This is a genomic window from Polaromonas sp., from assembly GCF_030682935.1.
In the GTDB taxonomy this organism is placed as follows: domain Bacteria; phylum Pseudomonadota; class Gammaproteobacteria; order Burkholderiales; family Burkholderiaceae_C; genus Polaromonas.
Genome location: NZ_JAUXNA010000101.1, coordinates 1 through 16789, shown reverse-complemented (window position 1 = coordinate 16789; position 16789 = coordinate 1). Strand labels below are relative to the sequence as shown.

The following is a 16789-nucleotide window of genomic DNA, read 5'->3' as shown; positions in this document are numbered from 1 at the left end:
CAGGGCCGCTGTGGCGTCGAACCCGGACATGCGGCGCTCACCCTGGCGCTGGAAATCCGCAAACACCCGGCCTTGCGCTTTGCCGGTCTGCAAGCCTACCACGGCAAGGCCCAGCACCTGCGCCGCGCGCAGGACAGGCGGATCGCCATCGCCCGGGCAGTGGATGCAGTGGTGCTCACGCGCGAGCTTATTGCGGCCCAGGGCATGGAGGCGGGACTGGTCACCGGGGCGGGCACCGGCAGTCTGGTGCTGGAAGCGGCCAGTGGCGTGTATGACGAGTTGCAGGCTGGCTCCTTCCTGTTCATGGACGCCGACTATGCCCAAAACGAGCGCGACCCGGCTCAGCCGCAGTTTGAGCAGGCCCTGTTCGTCAAAACCCAGGTGACCAGCAGCCACAGCGGCCATGCCGTGTGCGACGCCGGCCACAAAAGCCATGCCATCGACTCCGGCATGCCGCTGGTGCATGCTTTTGACGCCGAGCGTGCGCTGGAATACTTCAATGGCGGCGACGAGCACGGCATCTTGCGGCCCGCCGCAGGCTGCACCCGCCTGCCCGGGCTGGGCCAGATGCTGTGGCTGATTCCCGGCCACTGCGACCCCACCGTGAACCTTCATGACGTGATGATCGGCGTGCGCGGCGGCCTGCGCAACGGCACCGTGCACCGCGTTTACAAAGTGGATGCGCGCGGCGCCATGACCTGATCAGGCCGGGTCCGGGCCGTCAGGTGAACATGTCATCGCCGCTGACCGGCGGTGCCACGCCCAGGTGCCGGTAGGCCGCCAGTGTGGCGATGCGCCCGCGCGGGGTGCGCTGCAAAAATCCCTGCTGAATCAGGTAGGGCTCGATCACGTCTTCAATCGTGTCACGCTCTTCGCCAATGCTGGCGGCAATGTTGTCCAGCCCGACCGGTCCGCCATCAAAACGGTGGATCACGGCTTCCAGCAGCTTGCGGTCCATCACGTCAAAGCCCTGCGGGTCCACATCAAGCATGGCCAGCGCCCGGTTGGCAATGTCCAGCGAAATGGTCCCGGTGCCCTTGACGTCGGCGTAATCGCGCACCCGGCGCAGCAGGCGGTTGGCGATGCGCGGCGTGCCCCGGGAACGCCTGGCAATTTCAAAACCACCCTCCTCGTCCATCGGTGCGTTGAGCAAACCGGCGCTGCGCTTGACAATACGGGCCAGCTCTTCAGCCGTATAAAACTCCAGCCGGGCGACGATGCCAAAGCGGTCGCGCAGCGGGTTGGTCAGCATGCCGGCGCGCGTGGTGGCGCCCACCAGCGTGAAGGGCTGCAAATCAAGCTTGATGCTGCGCGCCGCCGGGCCTTCGCCGATCATGATGTCGATCTGGTAGTCCTCCAGCGCGGGGTACAAAATTTCCTCGACCACCGGGCTCAGGCGGTGAATTTCGTCGATGAACAGGACGTCGTTTTTTTCGAGGTTGGTCAGCAGCGCCGCCAGGTCCTTGGGCTTTTCCAGCACCGGGCCCGAGGTTTGCCGCATGTTGACGCCCAGTTCGTGCGCAATGATGTGGCTCAGAGTGGTTTTGCCCAGCCCCGGGGGGCCGAACAGCAGCACATGGTCGAGCGCTTCGCTGCGCTTTTTGGCCGCGCCGATGAAAATCTCAAGCTGCTCGCGCGCCTTGGTCTGGCCCACGTAGTCGTCAAACAGCTTGGGCCGCAGCGCCCGCTCAATCGCCTCCTCACGTGGCGAAGCGGGCGCGGCCGACATCACGCGCTTGGCCGGCGGCAGCCCGGACATGTCGAAGTCGTCGGTTTGTATGCTCATGGCTACTTCGCCAGCGCCTTCAGTGCCAGCTTGATGCCGTCGCTCACGCCCACATCCTTGGGCAGGGCTTTCAGCGCCAGCGCCGCGTCGCGGTCGCTGTAGCCCAGCGCCACCAGCGCCTGCAGGATGTCGGATTGCGCGTCGTCGGCGACGCTGACCGGCACCCCGATGTCGGCGCCGAGCTTGCCCTTGAGTTCCAGCAGCAGGCGTTCGGCGGTTTTTTTGCCGATGCCGGGCACCTTGAGGATGCGGCCGGCTTCCTGGCGCGTCACGGCCTGGGACAGGTCCTGCACGCTCATGCCGCTGAGCACGCTGAGCGCGGTGCGTGGCCCGACGCCCGAGATCTTGATGAGCTGTCGAAACGCGGCACGCTCGGCGGCGTTGCCAAAGCCATAGAGGATTTGCGCGTCTTCGCGCACCACAAAATGGGTCAGCAAGCTGACTTTTTCACCCAGGCCGGGCAGGTTGTAGAAGGTGCTCATGGGCACCAGCACCTCGTAGCCCACGCCGTTGCAGTCCAGCAGGATTTCCGGTGGATTTTTTTCGGCCAGCAGGCCCGTGAGTCTTCCTATCATGGGTGAATCTTATCAGTCAGGTGGATGCCCGGATTTAGGCGGACAATCGCGAATTGCCTTGTGTTCTACCCCTTTCAGGAAAACCCACGCCTTGATTCTTCGCCACACCTTCACGCCGCCCAACAACACCCGCATGGCTCATTTGTGCGGGCCCATGGACACCCACCTGCGCACCATCGAGGCGGGGCTGCAGGTCGCGATTGCGCACCGCTTTGAGCAGTTCAAGATCGAGGGCACCAAGCTCAGGGCGCAGCAGGCGCTGGAGGTGTTGCAGGCGCTGTACGAAATCGCGCAGCGGCCGATCGAGCCCGAAACCGTGCAGCTGATGATGGCCGGCGACACGGCGCTGAGCACGGCGCCCGACGGCACGGCAGCGCTGTCGACGCGGCGCGCCGACCTGCGCGCCCGCACCACCAACCAGGCCACCTACCTCGAAAACATCGCCACCCACGACATCACCTTTGGCATTGGCCCGGCCGGCACCGGCAAGACCTACCTGGCGGTGGCCTGCGCGGTCGATGCGCTGGAGCGCAGCACGGTGCAGCGCATTGTGCTGACGCGCCCGGCGGTCGAAGCCGGCGAGCGCCTGGGCTTTTTGCCGGGTGACCTGAGCCAGAAGGTGGACCCCTACCTGCGCCCGCTCTATGACGCGCTGCATGAACTGATGGGTTTTGAGCGCGTGCAAAAAGCGTTTGAGCGCCAGCAGATCGAAATTGCGCCGCTGGCCTTCATGCGCGGCCGCACGCTGAACCACGCGTTCGTGATTCTGGACGAGGCGCAAAACACCACGCCCGAGCAGATGAAGATGTTCTTGACGCGCATCGGCTTCGGCAGCAAGGCGGTGGTGACCGGCGACGTGAGCCAGGTGGATTTGCCGCGAACGCAACTGAGCGGGCTGATCGATGCCGAGCGGGTACTCAAGCGCGTGCAGGGCATTGCCATTACGCGGCTGACCAGCGCCGATGTGGTGCGGCACCCGCTGGTGGCGCGCATTGTCGATGCGTATGACAAAACACCGAGCGACCGGGACGATGCCCAGATTGCTATTGATTCAGTAGCTGCCCCCGCCCGTAAAACAAGCGCCAGGAGTCGAAATGGCTCTTAAAAACCTGAACTTGTCGCTGCAGTTTGGCGGCCTCGAGGACGCGGCACGGCACCGCGCCGCCCTGCCGCGCCACAGCGTGAGCCGCTGGATTCGCCATGCGCTGCAAAGTGATGCCGAGATCACCGTGCGCATTGTCGATGCCGAGGAGGGCCAGGCGCTGAACCGCGACTACCGGGGCAAGGACTACGCCACCAACGTGCTGACCTTTGACTACACGCAGGCGCCCTACGTGACCGCAGACCTGGTGCTGTGCGCGCCGGTGGTCGAAAAAGAGGCCCGCGAGAACCAGAAAACCCTGCAGGCCCACTATGCCCACCTGCTGGTGCACGGCACGCTGCACGCCCAGGGTTACGACCACGAAACCGGCGAGGAAGACGCCGAAGCCATGGAAGCGCTGGAAATCAGGATTCTGGCGGGCCTGGGCCTTGAAAACCCCTACCGCTGAGGTTTTTCAGCATAAAATAAGCCTCTAGCCCAACAAGGACGGGCATGAGCAGCTATTCAATTAATAGCGCAAATCCATTCATCAGGCACCGGGAACGATGCGCAAGGGAATGGTCACCGGCCCGTCATTGACCAGGTGCACCTGCATGTCGGCCCCGAACTGCCCGGTCGCCACCAACGGGTGGGCTGCGCGCGCCCGCGCCACAAGGTAGTCGTACAGCCGGCGCCCTTCTTCGGGCGGCGCGGCGTCCGTGAAGCTGGGCCGGTTGCCGCCCGAGACGTCGGCGGCCAGCGTGAACTGGCTCACAATCAGCAGCCCGCCGCAAGCGCCCTGCCCGTCCAGGTCCTGTACGCTGCGGTTCATCTTGCCGGGTTGACTGACCCCCATGCTTTTCACTTCGTGTAATACGCTGCCCCCCGAGGGGGCTGGCCTTGCTTGGGGCGGCCCGGCGCCCGGCCCATCCGAAAAAATCCGCAGCTTGAGAAGTTTGGCCAGCAGCTTATCGGCTTGCACTTCGGTATCACCGCGTTCTGCGCAGACCAGAACCAATAAGCCCTGCTCAATCTGGCCGACGGTTTCGCCGGCAATTTCAACGCGGGCCTGGGCCACCCGCTGCAACACGGCTTTCATGGGCAGTTCCAGCGCGGCTTATGCCAGCGTGACGCGCGCAAACTTGCGCTTGCCGACCTGCACCACATAGGTGCCGGCAGCAAGCCTTAACGCTTTGTCGCTGACCACGCAAGAATCCACCCGGACGCCGCCGCCTTCAATCAGGCGGGTGGCCTCGCTGCCCGAAGGCGCCAGGCCGGCGGCCTTGAGCAGCGCGCCAATGCCTAACGGCGCGCCCAACACGGACACCTCAGGAATCTCGTCGGGCACACCGCCCTTGCTGCGGTTGATGAAATCCTGCTCGGCGGCAGCGGCAGCAGCGATGGAGTGAAAGCGCGCCGTGATTTCCTTGGCCAGCGCCACCTTGGCGTCTTTCGGGTTGCGGCCAGCGGCGACTTCGGCCTTGAGCGCGGCAATGTCGGCTTCGCTTTTGAACGACAGCAAGGTGTACCACTTCCACATCAGCACGTCCGAGATGCTCAGCACCTTGGCAAACATGCTGTTGGCATCTTCGGAAATGCCGATGTAGTTGTTCTTGCTCTTGGACATCTTTTCGATGCCGTCCAGACCTTCGAGCAGCGGCATGGTCAAAATGCACTGCGGCTCCTGGCCGTATTCGGCCTGCAGGTGGCGGCCCATCAGCAGGTTGAATTTCTGGTCGGTGCCGCCCAGTTCCAGGTCGCTCTTCAAGGCCACCGAGTCATAGCCCTGCAACAACGGGTACAAAAACTCATGCACGCTGATCGGCGTTCCGGCCTTGAACCGGTCATGAAAGTCGTTGCGTTCCATCATGCGCGCCACGTTGTACCTGGCCGCCAGCTGGATCAGGCCACGCGCACCTAGCGGGTCGCACCACTCGCTGTTGTAACGGATTTCGGTTTTTTCCGGGTCCAGCACCATGCTGGCCTGCTGGTAATAAGTCTGGGCGTTGGCCTCGATTTGCGCGTGGCTCAGGGCCGGGCGCGTATTGTTGCGGCCTGAAGGGTCGCCAATCAGCGTGGTGAAGTCGCCAATCAGAAAAATGACCGTGTGGCCCAAATCCTGCAGCTGGCGCATCTTGTTGAGCACCACGGTGTGGCCGATGTGAATGTCCGGTGCCGTCGGGTCCAGCCCCAATTTGATGCGCAGCGGCACGCCGGTGGCTTCGCTGCGGGCCAGTTTCTTGACCCATTCATCCTGGGGGATCAACTCTTCGCAGCCCCGCAACGAGACGGCCAGAGCCATCTTTACACGGTCAGTCACGGGAAAATTTGTAACAAGCGCTTGATTCATAAGGGTTTTTCTCATGTCGGGAAGATGTCCGACAGATATAATTAATGCTTTCCTACATCAGCCTGCCATTTTAGTTGGCGCACAACTTGCTGATCGGAATCAAAGTTTTTTAGCCCGATGACCACAGACCCGCAAAGAACAGGTCACCAGGGTCCTTCGTTTTTTCAAACAGCAGTCCGGCGCGTTCACGCAGCCCGATGCACTTTAGCTGGGAACCCCCGCTTTGCGCCCATCCATTTCCTCCCGTGTCCTGAACAGTTCCTCCCTCCTCCTGCTCGGCGTCGCCGACAGCCTGCGCCGCCACCCCAAACGCGTCACCGCCAGCCTTGCCGCACTGCTGCTGGGCACGGGCGTGACGGCGTTTGGCGTAGCGCCGCTGGCGCCCGATGCCGCCGACCTGCCCGTGCGCCAGGTGGTGGAAGTGGTGCAGCCGCTGCCCACACAGGTGCAGACTGATGCGCTCGCCGATTTCAGCTTCAATCTGTTTCGCACCGAAAGCACGCGCAGCAGTGACACGGTTAACTCCCTGCTCAAACGCCTGAACCTTGACGATGCGGCGGCCGCGGCTTTTTTGCGCACCGATCCCAACGCGCAGCAAATTCTGGCGGGCCGTCCGGGTAAAAACGTGACGGTAGAAGCCAGCGACAGCCAGCAGCTGCTCAAGCTCAGCATGCGCTGGTCCACCGACAACGAGGAACTGTTCAACCGCCTGGTGGTTGAACGCACCGCCACCGGCTTTAGCTCGCGCGTTGAAACCGCTCCCTACACCCGTTCGGCCCAACTGGCCAGCGGCAGCGTCCAGACCTCGCTGTTTGCCGCCACCGACGAAGCCCGAATTCCCGACGGCGTGGCGGTGCAGATCGCCGAAATTTTCTCGGGCGACATCGATTTTCGCCGCGCCTTGCGCAAGGGCGACCGCTTCAACGTGGTGTACGAAACCCTGGAAGCCGATGGCGAAGCGCTGCGCACCGGCCGCGTGCTGTCTACCGAATTCGTCAACGCAGGCAAGACCTACGAGGCCATGTGGTTCCAGCCCCCGGGCAAGGACGCCGCAGGCATCGCCACCGCCAAGGGCAGCTATTACACGCTGGACGGCCAGAGCCTGCGCCGCGCCTACCTGAGCTCGCCGGTGGAGTTCTCGCGCATCAGCAGCGGCTTTGCCATGCGCTTTCACCCGGTCCTGCAAAAATGGCGCGCCCACCTGGGCACCGACTATGCCGCCCCCACCGGAACCCCCGCGCGCACCGTGGGCGACGGCGTGGTGACGTTCGCCGGCGTGCAAAATGGTTTCGGCAATGTGGTCTTCATCAAGCACCGCAACAACCACGAAACGGTGTACGCGCACCTGAGCAAAATCAATGTGCAGGCCGGCCAGAGCGTGAGCCAGAGCCAGACCATTGGCCTCGTCGGCTCAACCGGCTGGGCCACCGGCCCGCACCTGCATTTTGAGTTCCGCGTGAACGGCGCGCAGCAGGACCCGATGACGATTGCCAAGCAGAGCGACACCGTCACGCTGTCAAAGGCCGACCTTCCGCTGTTCAGGCAGATTGCAGCCGGCGCCAAAAGCCAGCTCGTGGCTGCAGCCAGCATGAACCAGGCCCGGGCGGAATAAGACCAGCGGCAGCGCTGCGGCAAAATAGCCGCATGCTGAACTACACCATTGGCCTGATGTCAGGCACCTCACTCGATGGCGCGGATGGGGTGCTGGTGGATTTTTCAGGCCCCCAACTGAAGGTCATGGCCACGGCCACCGAGCCGTTTTCGGACCGCTTCCGGGCCGAATTGCTGGCGCTCAATACCCCTGCGCACAACGAACTGCACCGCGCCGCGCTGGCCGGCAACCAGCTCGCGGCGGTATACACCCAGGTGGTCAAAACGCTTGTAACCCAAGCCGCCGCACAGGGCATCGCCCCGGCGCAGATCCAGGCGGTGGGTGCGCATGGGCAGACCGTCAGGCACCAGCCCCAAAGAACATCCCAGGAAGCCGCAGGCGTAGGCTACACGCTCCAGCTGGGCAACCCGGCCTTGCTGGCCGAGCTCACGGGGCTGGACGTGGTGGCCGATTTTCGCAGCCGCGACGTGGCCGCGGGCGGCCAGGGCGCGCCGCTGGTGCCAGCCTTTCACCAGCGCGTGTTTGGCCGTGCAGATGCCACCGTGACGGTGCTGAACCTGGGCGGCATCGCCAACCTCAGCGTGCTGCCCCATGAGGCCGGATCGCCGGTGCTGGGTTTTGACTGCGGACCAGGCAATGCACTGATGGATGCCTGGTGCCAGCGACACACCGGCCAAGCCTTTGACGCAGGCGGCGCCTGGGCGGCCTGCGGCCAGCCGATTGCGGCGCTGCTGGCGAGTTTGCTCAATGAGCCCTACTTTTCCCAGCCCATCCCCAAGAGCACCGGACGGGATCTTTTCAGCTTGGCATGGCTGGCCGAAAAACTGCGGCCCTTCGCGGCGGCGCGGCCCGAAGACGTTCAAAATACATTGACCGAATTCACCGCCAGGGCCTGTGCAACGGGCGTCAGAAGCCACGGAAAGGAGAGCGAAGAACTGATCGTGTGTGGCGGCGGGGCTTTCAACCACTACCTGTTGCAGCGGCTGCAAGCGGGCCTGCCTTTTCTGCGCGTCAGCACCTCGGACCTGCACGGTTTGCCGCCCCTGCAAGTCGAGGCCACCGCTTTTGCCTGGCTGGCCCGCCAGATGCTGGAACGACAAGCCGGCAATCTGCCCAGTGTCACGGGTGCGGCCGGGCTGCGCGTACTGGGCGCCCTGTACCCCGCTTAGGACGCGCAAGAAAGCAAAAAAGCAAAAAAGCCGCATTGAATGCGGCTTTTTCAGCGGGAAGCGGGACGCTCAGGCAGAAAAGCTGGAGCCACACCCGCAGGTGCTGGTGGCGTTGGGGTTCTTGATCACGAACTGCGCGCCTTCGAGATCGTCCTTGTAGTCGATCTCGGCACCCAGCAGGTACTGGTAGCTCATGGCGTCAATCAGCAAGGACACGCCATTCTTGGTCATGGTGGTGTCATCTTCGTTGGTGATTTCGTCGAAGGTGAAGCCATACTGGAAGCCCGAGCAGCCGCCGCCCTGCACAAAAACGCGCAGTTTCAGGTCAGGATTGCCTTCTTCGGCAATCAACTCGGCCACTTTGGACGCGGCACTGTCGGTAAAGACAAAGGGGGAAGGCATCTCGGTCTGGATGTTTTCGGCAACTGCGCTCATAGGGTACTCCGTTATTCAATATTCAGTTGATAAATACTACAGCAAAACAATCAACCATAACGCCCACGTGTATTAAGCGGCAGGCTTTGCTGCTAGCCGCGACAGACCCAAGTACTCAAATATTGTGGGCGGCCAGTTTCAGCGTAGGTTTTTCTTCCAGCGTCTGGAGCCCAATGGGACACAACTTCCCCGTGATGACCGCGCCCTGGTGCATTTCAAGTGACTTGTAAGACACATCGCCTTCAATCTTGGCTTTCGGCTGAAGTTCCAGCAATTCAATGGCGTGGATGGGGCCCATCACGCGGCCATTGATGATCACATGGTCAGCCTGAACCAGGCCGGTCACGATGGCCGATTCGCTGATCACCAAAATACTGGCGCTGCCTTCGTTGGCACGAATGTTTCCACGAACCTCACCGTCAACCCGCAGACCATCGGTAAATACCAGGTTGCCCTCAATGCAGCTGCCTTGGGCAATCAGGCTTTTGATGGGGGGTTGTTTCTTTTTGCCAAACATATGCAGGTTCCTGTGTGCCTGAAGGAGATCAGAGCGTGAAGGTTTGAACGGAACGAACGCTGGCGCCGTCCATGATTTTCGCGGTCACTGTTTTTACCACGGTGCGCGCGGGCAAGTCGAGGACGCCTTCCATGCGGCGGTACTGCTTGAACTGCAACAGTTGCGGACCACCGGGCAGGCTCATGCTCCAGGGCTTTCCAGCCTGCGTACCCTGCAGCGTCAGCTCCAGCTTGCCATTGAAATTGGCGGTCACTTTGACGGGCTGGATCACCAGCACCTGCCACTTGAGCTGGGTTTCCGACAAGACTTCAGCTTGAAGGCTGCGTATGGAGACCACTTCAGCCGGTCCCGTGGGCAAGAGTTTTTCAAAAAATCCAAGGTCGTCGCGCAAGCTGCGGTTGTCAAGCTCGAGTTGCCTGATCTGGCCCATCATCTTTTCCTGCAGCGCCTTTTCGGCCGTCAGCAAGCTGTCCGCCGTATTGGCAATCGACTGCGCCTTGTCGCGGTCTGAACGCAGGCTGAGGACCTCTTGCCGAAGCTGGGCCAGCTCCTCCTTGGCATGGCTGTCCAGGCCCGCAAGGCCTTGGCCCACTTCAAAAGCCCACAGGGCAATGGCGGCAGAAAACCCCAGCATCAGCGCACCTGCAATCCAGCGAAGTGGCCATGGCAACGAGCTGCGCACGGCCATGCGCGGAGAACTGATGGTCAGGCGGCGGCGGAACAGGCGAAATTTCAAAGGAACCCTGTCGTGTTAGGAGTCGGAAGAGGCATTGTGCACGCAGCGGCGATTCGCACATCATCTGGACAACGCATGCAGCCGCCGCAGGCAAGGCGCGCGCATCGAAGCACGCCCTGCCCGGCCTGGAAAACCATGAAAAAAGCCGCCAGGCACAAACCATGGCGGCTTTTTTCGGGACAAGAAGCGGATTAACGCTTGCTGAACTGCTTGCGGCGGCGCGCTGAGCGGAAACCGACCTTTTTACGTTCGACTTCGCGGGCGTCACGCGTGACAAAACCGGCCTGGCTCAACGCTGGCTTGAGCGTTGCGTCATAGTCGATCAGCGCACGGGTAATGCCGTGGCGCACTGCACCGGCCTGGCCGGACTCGCCGCCGCCGTGGACGTTGACCATGATGTCAAACGTCTCGACGTGGTTCGTCAGAAACAGGGGCTGGCGGCAGATCATGATCGAGGTCTGGCGACCGAAGAACACCTGGATGTCCTTGTCGTTGACCGTGATCTTGCCAGTGCCTTTTTTAAGAAACACGCGGGCGACGCTTGATTTGCGACGGCCGGTGCCGTTGTTCCAATCACCAATCATCAATAGCTCCTTAGATGTCCAGCACTTTAGGCTGTTGGGCGGTATGCGGATGCTCTGCACCACCGTACACCTTGAGTTTCTTGATCATGGCGTAACCGAGCGGGCCCTTGGGCAGCATGCCCTTGACGGCCTTTTCCAGGGCGCGGCCTGGAAACTTCGATTGCATGTCACGGAAATTGGTGGCCGTGATGCCGCCTGGATAACCGGAATGACGGTAGTAAATCTTGTCGGTCGATTTGGCACCGGTCACGCGCAGCTGGGCTGCGTTGATGATGACGATGAAGTCACCGGTGTCGACGTGAGGCGTGTAAATGGCCTTGTGTTTGCCGCGTAAACGGAGAGCAACTTCGCTGGCTACTCGTCCGAGGACCTTGTCGGTCGCGTCAATCACAAACCACTCGTGCGTCACGTCAGCGGGTTTGGCGCTGAAGGTTTTCATGAGTTTTATCTTTTCAGAAAAAGGGTTTGTCGGGTTCTTTTCTACGGTCGGCGTTCCTCTGATGAGAACCTCTTAGGTAGTAATTTGCCTGGGAACCTTCAGAAAACTCCACCAAAATGAAGCCACCGAGCGCTTGCCATGCAACTCTGCCGCGGAACCACTTGGCGCTGCAGAGCCGTGGATTATATGAATAATCAAGGGCTTGCGTCAATTTTCTGTTGCCTCCCCGCCCCAAGAAGGTACGATACGCCCATGTTTTCTTACCGCCACGCCTTCCACGCAGGCAACCACGCCGACGTCCTCAAGCACACCACGCTGATCGCGTTGATGAAATACCTGACCCAGAAAGACACGGCACTGACCGTGATCGACACCCATGCGGGTGCCGGCCTGTACCGGCTCGATGGAGATTACACCGAAACCAGCGGAGAAGCGCAGGAAGGCATCTTCAAGCTTATTTCAGGCCAAAAATCACCTCCAGCCCAAGAAGTACGTGCGCCAGCAGCTACCAAAAAAGTAGCGCCCATCGGTCCCCTGGCGCCTGCCTTGCAGGACTACGTGGACCTGCTGCGCAAACTGAACCCGCAGTTTGCCGAGACCGGCGAAGCGGCGCATCTGAAAATTTACCCGGGCTCGCCGTTCATCGAGCAGCAGTTCCTGAGCGGCCGCGACAAGCTCAAGCTGTTTGAGTTGCACCCCACCGACTTCAAGTCGCTTTCCGGCAACATCGAGCAGCTCGGCGTGGGCCGCCAGGTCGCGGTCGCGCGTGAAGACGGTTTTGAAGCGCTCAAAACCTTTTTGCCGCCGCCGGCCCGGCGCGCCATGGTGCTGTGCGACCCGAGCTATGAAATGAAAACCGACTATCTGCGCGTTTCAAGCTGCATGGCGGACGCCGTCAAGCGCTTTGCGACCGGCACTTACGTGGTCTGGTATCCGATCATTCCGCGCCCGGAAGCGCATGACCTGCCGCGCAAGCTCAAAACCCTGGCCGTCAAGGCGCACCGAAGCTGGCTCCATGCGACCCTGACGGTCAAATCGAGCAAACTGACGACCGACACCGCCGGCGACGTGGTACGCCCTGGCCTGCCCGCGAGCGGCATGTTCATCATCAATCCGCCGCATACGCTGAAAGCCGACCTGCAAGCGGCCTTGCCGCAAATGGTCGCACTGCTCGGGCAAGACCGCAATGCGGGCTTTACGCTGGAGCATGGCGGCTGAGTCCGGCTTCAGCGACTTCACTGCGTCGCAGTGAAGCGGGCCGAAGCAAGCACCCGGACCCGAAAAATCAACGCCGCTTCACGGCCGGGGAGCGCCGCGAGTTGCGCCGGGTTTTCTGGACCGCTTGAGGCGGATCGACCTCCAGCGCCGTGAAGTCGGGCAGCAACCGCAAGGACACCTCGGTGACACCCACATCCAGCAGGCCCAATGCCTCCGCCGCGGCACGACTCACATCGATCACACGGCCCGGGGCAAACGGCCCACGGTCATTGATGCGGACATCCACTTCACGCCCCAGGACCTTGCTGCGCACCCGCACCACGGTGCCGAAGGGCAAAGTCTTGTGGGCCGCCGTCAGCGCATACATGTCGTAGCGCTCGCCGCTGGCCGTGAGCCGGCCATGAAAACGGGGTCCGTACCAGGACGCCTGGCCACGCTCCAGCTGCCGGGCGGCTTCACCGGTCAGCTGGTATTTTTCGTCGACCGCCGCCGGCTCGGGAACCGGCTCGGCCTCGACCGGCAGGGCGGCTGGCGCTGATTTGCGCGCCCCCCGGGCCGCCAGCGCGGCCAGTCTGGACGGCGGCGTTACAGACGTCAAGAGGGGAGATTCCGGCGTCGGCGTTGAAGGCACGCTGGTGCAGGCCGCCAGCAGCGCCAGCAAACTGGTGCCGACAGCGGCCCTGATGAGGCGCCCGGGCGCAGCGACAGCGATCAAGCCGGCTTGAGGCGGCGAATGATCTCTGATGTCGCCGCGGCCTGGTTCATGGTGTAGAAGTGAATGCCGGGCACGCCCGCCGTGCAGAGCTGGTCGCACAGGTCGGTCATCACGTCGAGGCCAAAGCTCTTGATGGAAGCCGTGTCGTCGCCATAGCCCTGCAGGCGCAGGCGAATCCAGCGCGGAATTTCAGCGCCGCAGGCATCGCTAAAGCGCAGCAGTTGCGTTGAACTGGTAATGGGCATGATGCCCGGCACCACGGGCACATCGACGCCCAGGCGCTGCACGTCATCGACAAAGCGGAAATAGGCATCCGGGTTGAAAAAATACTGGGTAATGGCCGAATTGGCACCGGCCTTGACCTTGGCGGCAAAGGCCTGCAGGTCGGCGTCGGCCGATTTGGCCTGCGGGTGAATTTCCGGGTAAGCGGCCACTTCAATGTGGAAGGCATCGCCGGTTTCGGCGCGAATAAAGGCCACCAGGTCGCTGGCGTAGTGAAACTCACCGCCCAGCCCGTAGCCGCTGGGCAAATCACCACGCAGCGCCACCAGGCGCTTGACGCCCATGGCCTGCAGGGTGGCCAGCTGTTCGCGCACAGCCGCTTTGGTTGCGCCTACACAGGAAAAATGGCAAGCCGCCGCCACGCCTTCGCCCAGGATTTCCTGGACCGTGCCGAAGGTGCCCGCTTGCGTCGAGCCGCCAGCGCCAAAAGTCACGGAGCAAAACTCGGGCTGGTACGCATACAGGGCCTGGCGCGTCAGACGCAGTTTGGCGGCGCCTTCGGGCGTTTTGGGGGGAAAGAATTCAAAACTGACAGGAATATTCATCGCGAACCTCAATCATTCGTCAGGTTTTTATTGCGCCGCTTGCTGCGCGCCGGCCCGTGCTGACCAGCGTGCGCCGCCTCCGAGTCTTCGTGCGGCTCGCGCATCTCGCGCAGGGTGCTGCGCGGCAGCCGTTTCGGGGACTGGCGCTTGGGCACGGCGGCCAACGGCTGGTCTTCGCCGGCGGTTTCGTGGCCTTTTTGGGCATGGATGAAAAACTCGCGGTTGCCGTCGCCGCCCGCAATCGGCGACGCCAGCCAGGCCCTGACGTCCAGCCCCAGGCCGGTGCAGGTGTCGCGCAGACGTTTTTCAACAAATTCAAACAGCGCCGGATCGCGCACAATGCCGCCTTTGCCGACTTGGCCCGGCTGCAGTTCAAACTGCGGCTTGACCAGCATCAGCAGCTGGCCATCGGGCTTGAGCAGGCGCACCACGGCGGGCAACACGAGCGTCAGCGAGATGAACGACAGGTCGCCGGTCAGGAAGTCGAATTCCGGGTTGAAGTCGCCGCTGTCGGCGTCCTCTTCGGTATTCAGCGCCCGGTGGTAATGCTCGGCCAGGTCGTCCGCCGTGAGCGAGCGCGCGTTGACGCCCTCGATGCACACCACGCGCGGGTCGCCCCTCAGCGTGCCGTGCAGCTGGCCGTGGCCCACGTCCACGCCCACCACCTGCGCAGCGCCATGCTGCAGCAGGCAGTCGGTAAAGCCGCCGGTCGACTGACCGACATCGAGGCAGCGCAGCCCCGTCACGTCCAGGCCGGTGCTGGCCAATGCCCCTTCGAGCTTGAGCCCGCCGCGTGAAATGTATTTCGCCTCGCTGTTATCGAGGATCTGCAGTTCGGCCGCGTCCGGCACTTCGTCGCCATTTTTGACGACTTTTTTCCAGGCGCCTTCGGCTTCCACGCGCCACTGCACGCCCGAGGCAATCAGGCGCTGCGCCTGGGAGCGGGTGGTGGCAAAGCCATGTTCAACAAGGAAAATATCAGCGCGCATAGGGTTCCAGTCGCCTCAAGGGCTTAGTAGTGCGGCGTGATCAAACTCAGGCCGCAGGCCCTCGCCCCGTCCTTGGCCAAGGGGCCAGGGAATGGGGCGTGGACCGTGCAATCAATAACGGTAGGCATTGGCCTTGTACGGACCGGCTTTGCTCACGCCGATGTAGGCGGCCTGCTCATCGCTGAGCTCGCTCAACATGGCGCCGACCTTCTTGAGGTGCAGGCGCGCCACTTTTTCATCGAGGTGCTTGGGCAGCACATAGACCTTGCCGACTTCGTAGTCGGCCTGCTTGGTGAACAGCTCGATCTGGGCAATGGTCTGGTTGGCGAAGCTCGACGACATCACGAAGCTCGGGTGGCCGGTGCCGCAGCCGAGGTTCACGAGGCGGCCCTTGGCCAGCAGGATGATGCGCTTGCCGTCCGGGAAGATCACATGGTCGACTTGCGGCTTGATCTCTTCCCAGGTGCATTTTTCCAGCGAAGCAACATCAATCTCATTGTCGAAATGGCCAATGTTGCAGACGATGGCCTGGTCTTTCATGGCCGCCATGTGCGCGTAAGTGATGACATTCTTGTTGCCGGTGGCCGACACGAAAATGTCGCACTTGTCAGCGGCATATTCCATGGTCACGACCTTGTAGCCTTCCATCGCGGCCTGCAGGGCGTTGATCGGGTCGATCTCGGTCACCCAGACCTGGGCGCTCAAGGCGCGCAGCGCCTGGGCCGAGCCCTTGCCCACGTCGCCGTAACCGGCCACGCAAGCGACCTTGCCGGCGATCATCACGTCGGTGGCGCGCTTGATCGCATCGACCAGCGATTCGCGGCAGCCATAGAGGTTGTCGAACTTGGACTTGGTGACCGAGTCGTTGACGTTGATGGCGCGCAGCGCCAGCGTGCCCTTGGCCGACATTTCATTGAGGCGCAGCACGCCGGTGGTGGTTTCCTCGGTCACGCCGACGATGTTTTTCAGGCGGCGGCTGTACCAGGTCGGGTCTTGCGCGAGCTTGGCCTTGATGGCGTTGAACAGGCAGATTTCCTCTTCACTGCCGGGCTTGGCCAGCAGGCTCGCATCTGTTTCGGCCTGCGTGCCCAGGTGCATCAGCAGCGTGGCATCGCCGCCGTCGTCCAGAATCATGTTGGTCAAACCGCCATCCGCCCATTCAAAGATGCGGTGCGTATAGTCCCAGTACTCGGTCAGCGTTTCGCCCTTAACGGCGAACACCGGAATGCCGTCGGCGGCGATGGCTGCAGCGGCGTGGTCCTGCGTCGAGAAGATATTGCATGAAGCCCAGCGCACTTCCGCACCGAGCGCCTTCAGCGTCTCGATCAGCACGGCGGTCTGGATGGTCATGTGCAGCGACCCGGTAATGCGCGCACCTTTCAGCGGCTGGGTCTTGGCGAACTCCTCACGGATCGCCATCAGGCCGGGCATTTCAGTTTCGGCGATGGCGATTTCTTTGCGGCCCCACGAGGCCAGTTTGATGTCGGCGATGACGTAGTCTTTAGTAGACATAAAGTTCTCCATTCAAGCTATTACTTCACTCCCGCGTCCTTTTTGAGCTTCGCGGCCTTGTCCGTTTTTTCCCAGGTAAACTCAGGCTCGGTCCTGCCGAAGTGGCCATAGGCCGCGGTCTTCTTGTAAATAGGCCGCCTCAGGTTCAGCGTTTTTACGATGCCATTGGGAGTCATATCAAAGTTTTTCCTGATGATATTGACAAGCTTGTCGTGATGGATTTTTCCTGTGCCGAAATCGTCCA

Annotated in this window: 19 protein-coding genes and 1 pseudogene; 6 read left to right on the top strand and 14 right to left on the bottom strand. The window is 62.1% G+C overall.

Annotated features, from left to right (window positions below; all coding sequences use genetic code 11):
* Window positions 1-702, top strand: a pseudogene (locus tag Q8K05_RS04300) (alanine racemase); the annotation flags it as partial.
* Window positions 703-721: 19 nt separating this feature from the next.
* On the opposite strand, the gene ruvB reads toward Q8K05_RS04300, so the two are convergent.
* Window positions 722-1786, bottom strand: coding sequence for a Holliday junction branch migration DNA helicase RuvB (gene ruvB / locus Q8K05_RS04295; protein WP_305245289.1), 1065 nt, complete (start codon window positions 1784-1786; stop codon window positions 722-724).
* A gap of 2 nt (window positions 1787-1788) precedes the next feature.
* Entirely contained in the window at window positions 1789-2361 is a 573-nt protein-coding gene (ruvA, locus tag Q8K05_RS04290; protein WP_305245288.1) for a Holliday junction branch migration protein RuvA, read from the bottom strand.
* 91 nt (window positions 2362-2452) lie between these two features.
* Between ruvA and Q8K05_RS04285 the strand changes: the two genes are divergently transcribed.
* Both Q8K05_RS04285 and ybeY read left to right on the top strand, forming a co-directional pair.
* Entirely contained in the window at window positions 2453-3466 is a 1014-nt protein-coding gene (locus Q8K05_RS04285; RefSeq protein WP_305245287.1) for a PhoH family protein, read from the top strand.
* Entirely contained in the window at window positions 3456-3911 is a 456-nt protein-coding gene (gene ybeY / locus Q8K05_RS04280) for an rRNA maturation RNase YbeY (protein ID WP_305245286.1), read from the top strand. The genes Q8K05_RS04285 and ybeY overlap by 11 nt, the downstream gene beginning before the upstream one ends.
* Window positions 3912-3992: 81 nt before the next feature.
* Here ybeY and Q8K05_RS04275 read toward each other — a convergent pair whose 3' ends face one another.
* Together Q8K05_RS04275 and tyrS are read right to left on the bottom strand one after the other, a co-directional pair.
* Window positions 3993-4541: a D-aminoacyl-tRNA deacylase gene (locus Q8K05_RS04275; protein WP_305245285.1), complete on the bottom strand. Its 549-nt coding sequence runs from the start codon at window positions 4539-4541 to the stop codon at window positions 3993-3995.
* Window positions 4542-4559: 18 nt separating this feature from the next.
* On the bottom strand, window positions 4560-5792 hold the full coding sequence (tyrS, locus tag Q8K05_RS04270; protein WP_305245284.1) for a tyrosine--tRNA ligase: 1233 nt from the start codon (window positions 5790-5792) through the stop codon (window positions 4560-4562).
* A 223-nt stretch (window positions 5793-6015) separates the two neighbouring features.
* Here tyrS and Q8K05_RS04265 point away from each other — a divergent pair, with 223 nt between their 5' ends.
* Together Q8K05_RS04265 and Q8K05_RS04260 are read left to right on the top strand one after the other, a co-directional pair.
* On the top strand, window positions 6016-7404 hold the full coding sequence (locus tag Q8K05_RS04265) for a M23 family metallopeptidase (RefSeq protein ID WP_305245283.1): 1389 nt from the start codon (window positions 6016-6018) through the stop codon (window positions 7402-7404).
* Between the two features lie 32 nt (window positions 7405-7436).
* Window positions 7437-8573 (top strand): anhydro-N-acetylmuramic acid kinase, encoded by a 1137-nt coding sequence (locus Q8K05_RS04260; protein ID WP_305245282.1) that lies wholly within the window; start codon window positions 7437-7439, stop codon window positions 8571-8573.
* Between the two features lie 69 nt (window positions 8574-8642).
* Here the strand turns inward: Q8K05_RS04260 and erpA are convergent, their stop codons facing one another.
* The 5 genes from erpA to rplM all read right to left on the bottom strand — a co-directional run bounded on the left by erpA (window position 8643) and on the right by rplM (window position 11284).
* Window positions 8643-9008: an iron-sulfur cluster insertion protein ErpA gene (gene erpA, locus Q8K05_RS04255; RefSeq protein ID WP_305245281.1), complete on the bottom strand. Its 366-nt coding sequence runs from the start codon at window positions 9006-9008 to the stop codon at window positions 8643-8645.
* 115 nt (window positions 9009-9123) lie between these two features.
* Window positions 9124-9525: a polymer-forming cytoskeletal protein gene (locus tag Q8K05_RS04250; protein WP_305245280.1), complete on the bottom strand. Its 402-nt coding sequence runs from the start codon at window positions 9523-9525 to the stop codon at window positions 9124-9126.
* Window positions 9526-9553: 28 nt separating this feature from the next.
* Window positions 9554-10261, bottom strand: a complete 708-nt coding sequence (locus Q8K05_RS04245) for a DUF6776 family protein (RefSeq protein ID WP_305245279.1) — start codon at window positions 10259-10261, stop codon at window positions 9554-9556.
* 191 nt (window positions 10262-10452) lie between these two features.
* The gene (gene rpsI, locus Q8K05_RS04240; RefSeq protein WP_293465164.1) at window positions 10453-10845 is read right to left on the bottom strand and encodes a 30S ribosomal protein S9; all 393 of its coding nucleotides are present in this window, start codon (window positions 10843-10845) and stop codon (window positions 10453-10455) included.
* 10 nt (window positions 10846-10855) lie between these two features.
* Window positions 10856-11284 (bottom strand): 50S ribosomal protein L13, encoded by a 429-nt coding sequence (gene rplM / locus Q8K05_RS04235; protein WP_305245278.1) that lies wholly within the window; start codon window positions 11282-11284, stop codon window positions 10856-10858.
* Window positions 11285-11536: 252 nt separating this feature from the next.
* On the opposite strand from rplM, the gene Q8K05_RS04230 reads away from it, so the two are divergent.
* Window positions 11537-12502, top strand: a complete 966-nt coding sequence (locus Q8K05_RS04230) for a 23S rRNA (adenine(2030)-N(6))-methyltransferase RlmJ (RefSeq protein ID WP_305245277.1) — start codon at window positions 11537-11539, stop codon at window positions 12500-12502.
* Window positions 12503-12569: 67 nt separating this feature from the next.
* Here Q8K05_RS04230 and Q8K05_RS04225 read toward each other — a convergent pair whose 3' ends face one another.
* The 5 genes from Q8K05_RS04225 to Q8K05_RS04205 form a co-directional block, all read right to left on the bottom strand.
* Entirely contained in the window at window positions 12570-13217 is a 648-nt protein-coding gene (locus tag Q8K05_RS04225) for a septal ring lytic transglycosylase RlpA family protein (protein WP_305245276.1), read from the bottom strand.
* Window positions 13214-14044 (bottom strand): methylenetetrahydrofolate reductase [NAD(P)H], encoded by an 831-nt coding sequence (gene metF, locus Q8K05_RS04220; protein WP_305245275.1) that lies wholly within the window; start codon window positions 14042-14044, stop codon window positions 13214-13216. Before metF ends, Q8K05_RS04225 begins: the two co-directional genes overlap by 4 nt.
* Before the next feature lie 8 nt (window positions 14045-14052).
* Window positions 14053-15033 carry a TlyA family RNA methyltransferase gene (locus Q8K05_RS04215; protein WP_305245274.1) on the bottom strand — a complete coding sequence of 327 codons (981 nt, stop codon included), beginning with the start codon at window positions 15031-15033 and terminating at the stop codon, window positions 14053-14055.
* Window positions 15034-15144: 111 nt separating this feature from the next.
* The gene (ahcY, locus tag Q8K05_RS04210; RefSeq protein WP_305245273.1) at window positions 15145-16545 is read right to left on the bottom strand and encodes an adenosylhomocysteinase; all 1401 of its coding nucleotides are present in this window, start codon (window positions 16543-16545) and stop codon (window positions 15145-15147) included.
* Window positions 16546-16565: 20 nt separating this feature from the next.
* Window positions 16566-16789: methionine adenosyltransferase domain-containing protein (locus Q8K05_RS04205; RefSeq protein WP_305245272.1), on the bottom strand; the 224-nt coding region annotated here is incomplete at its 5' end.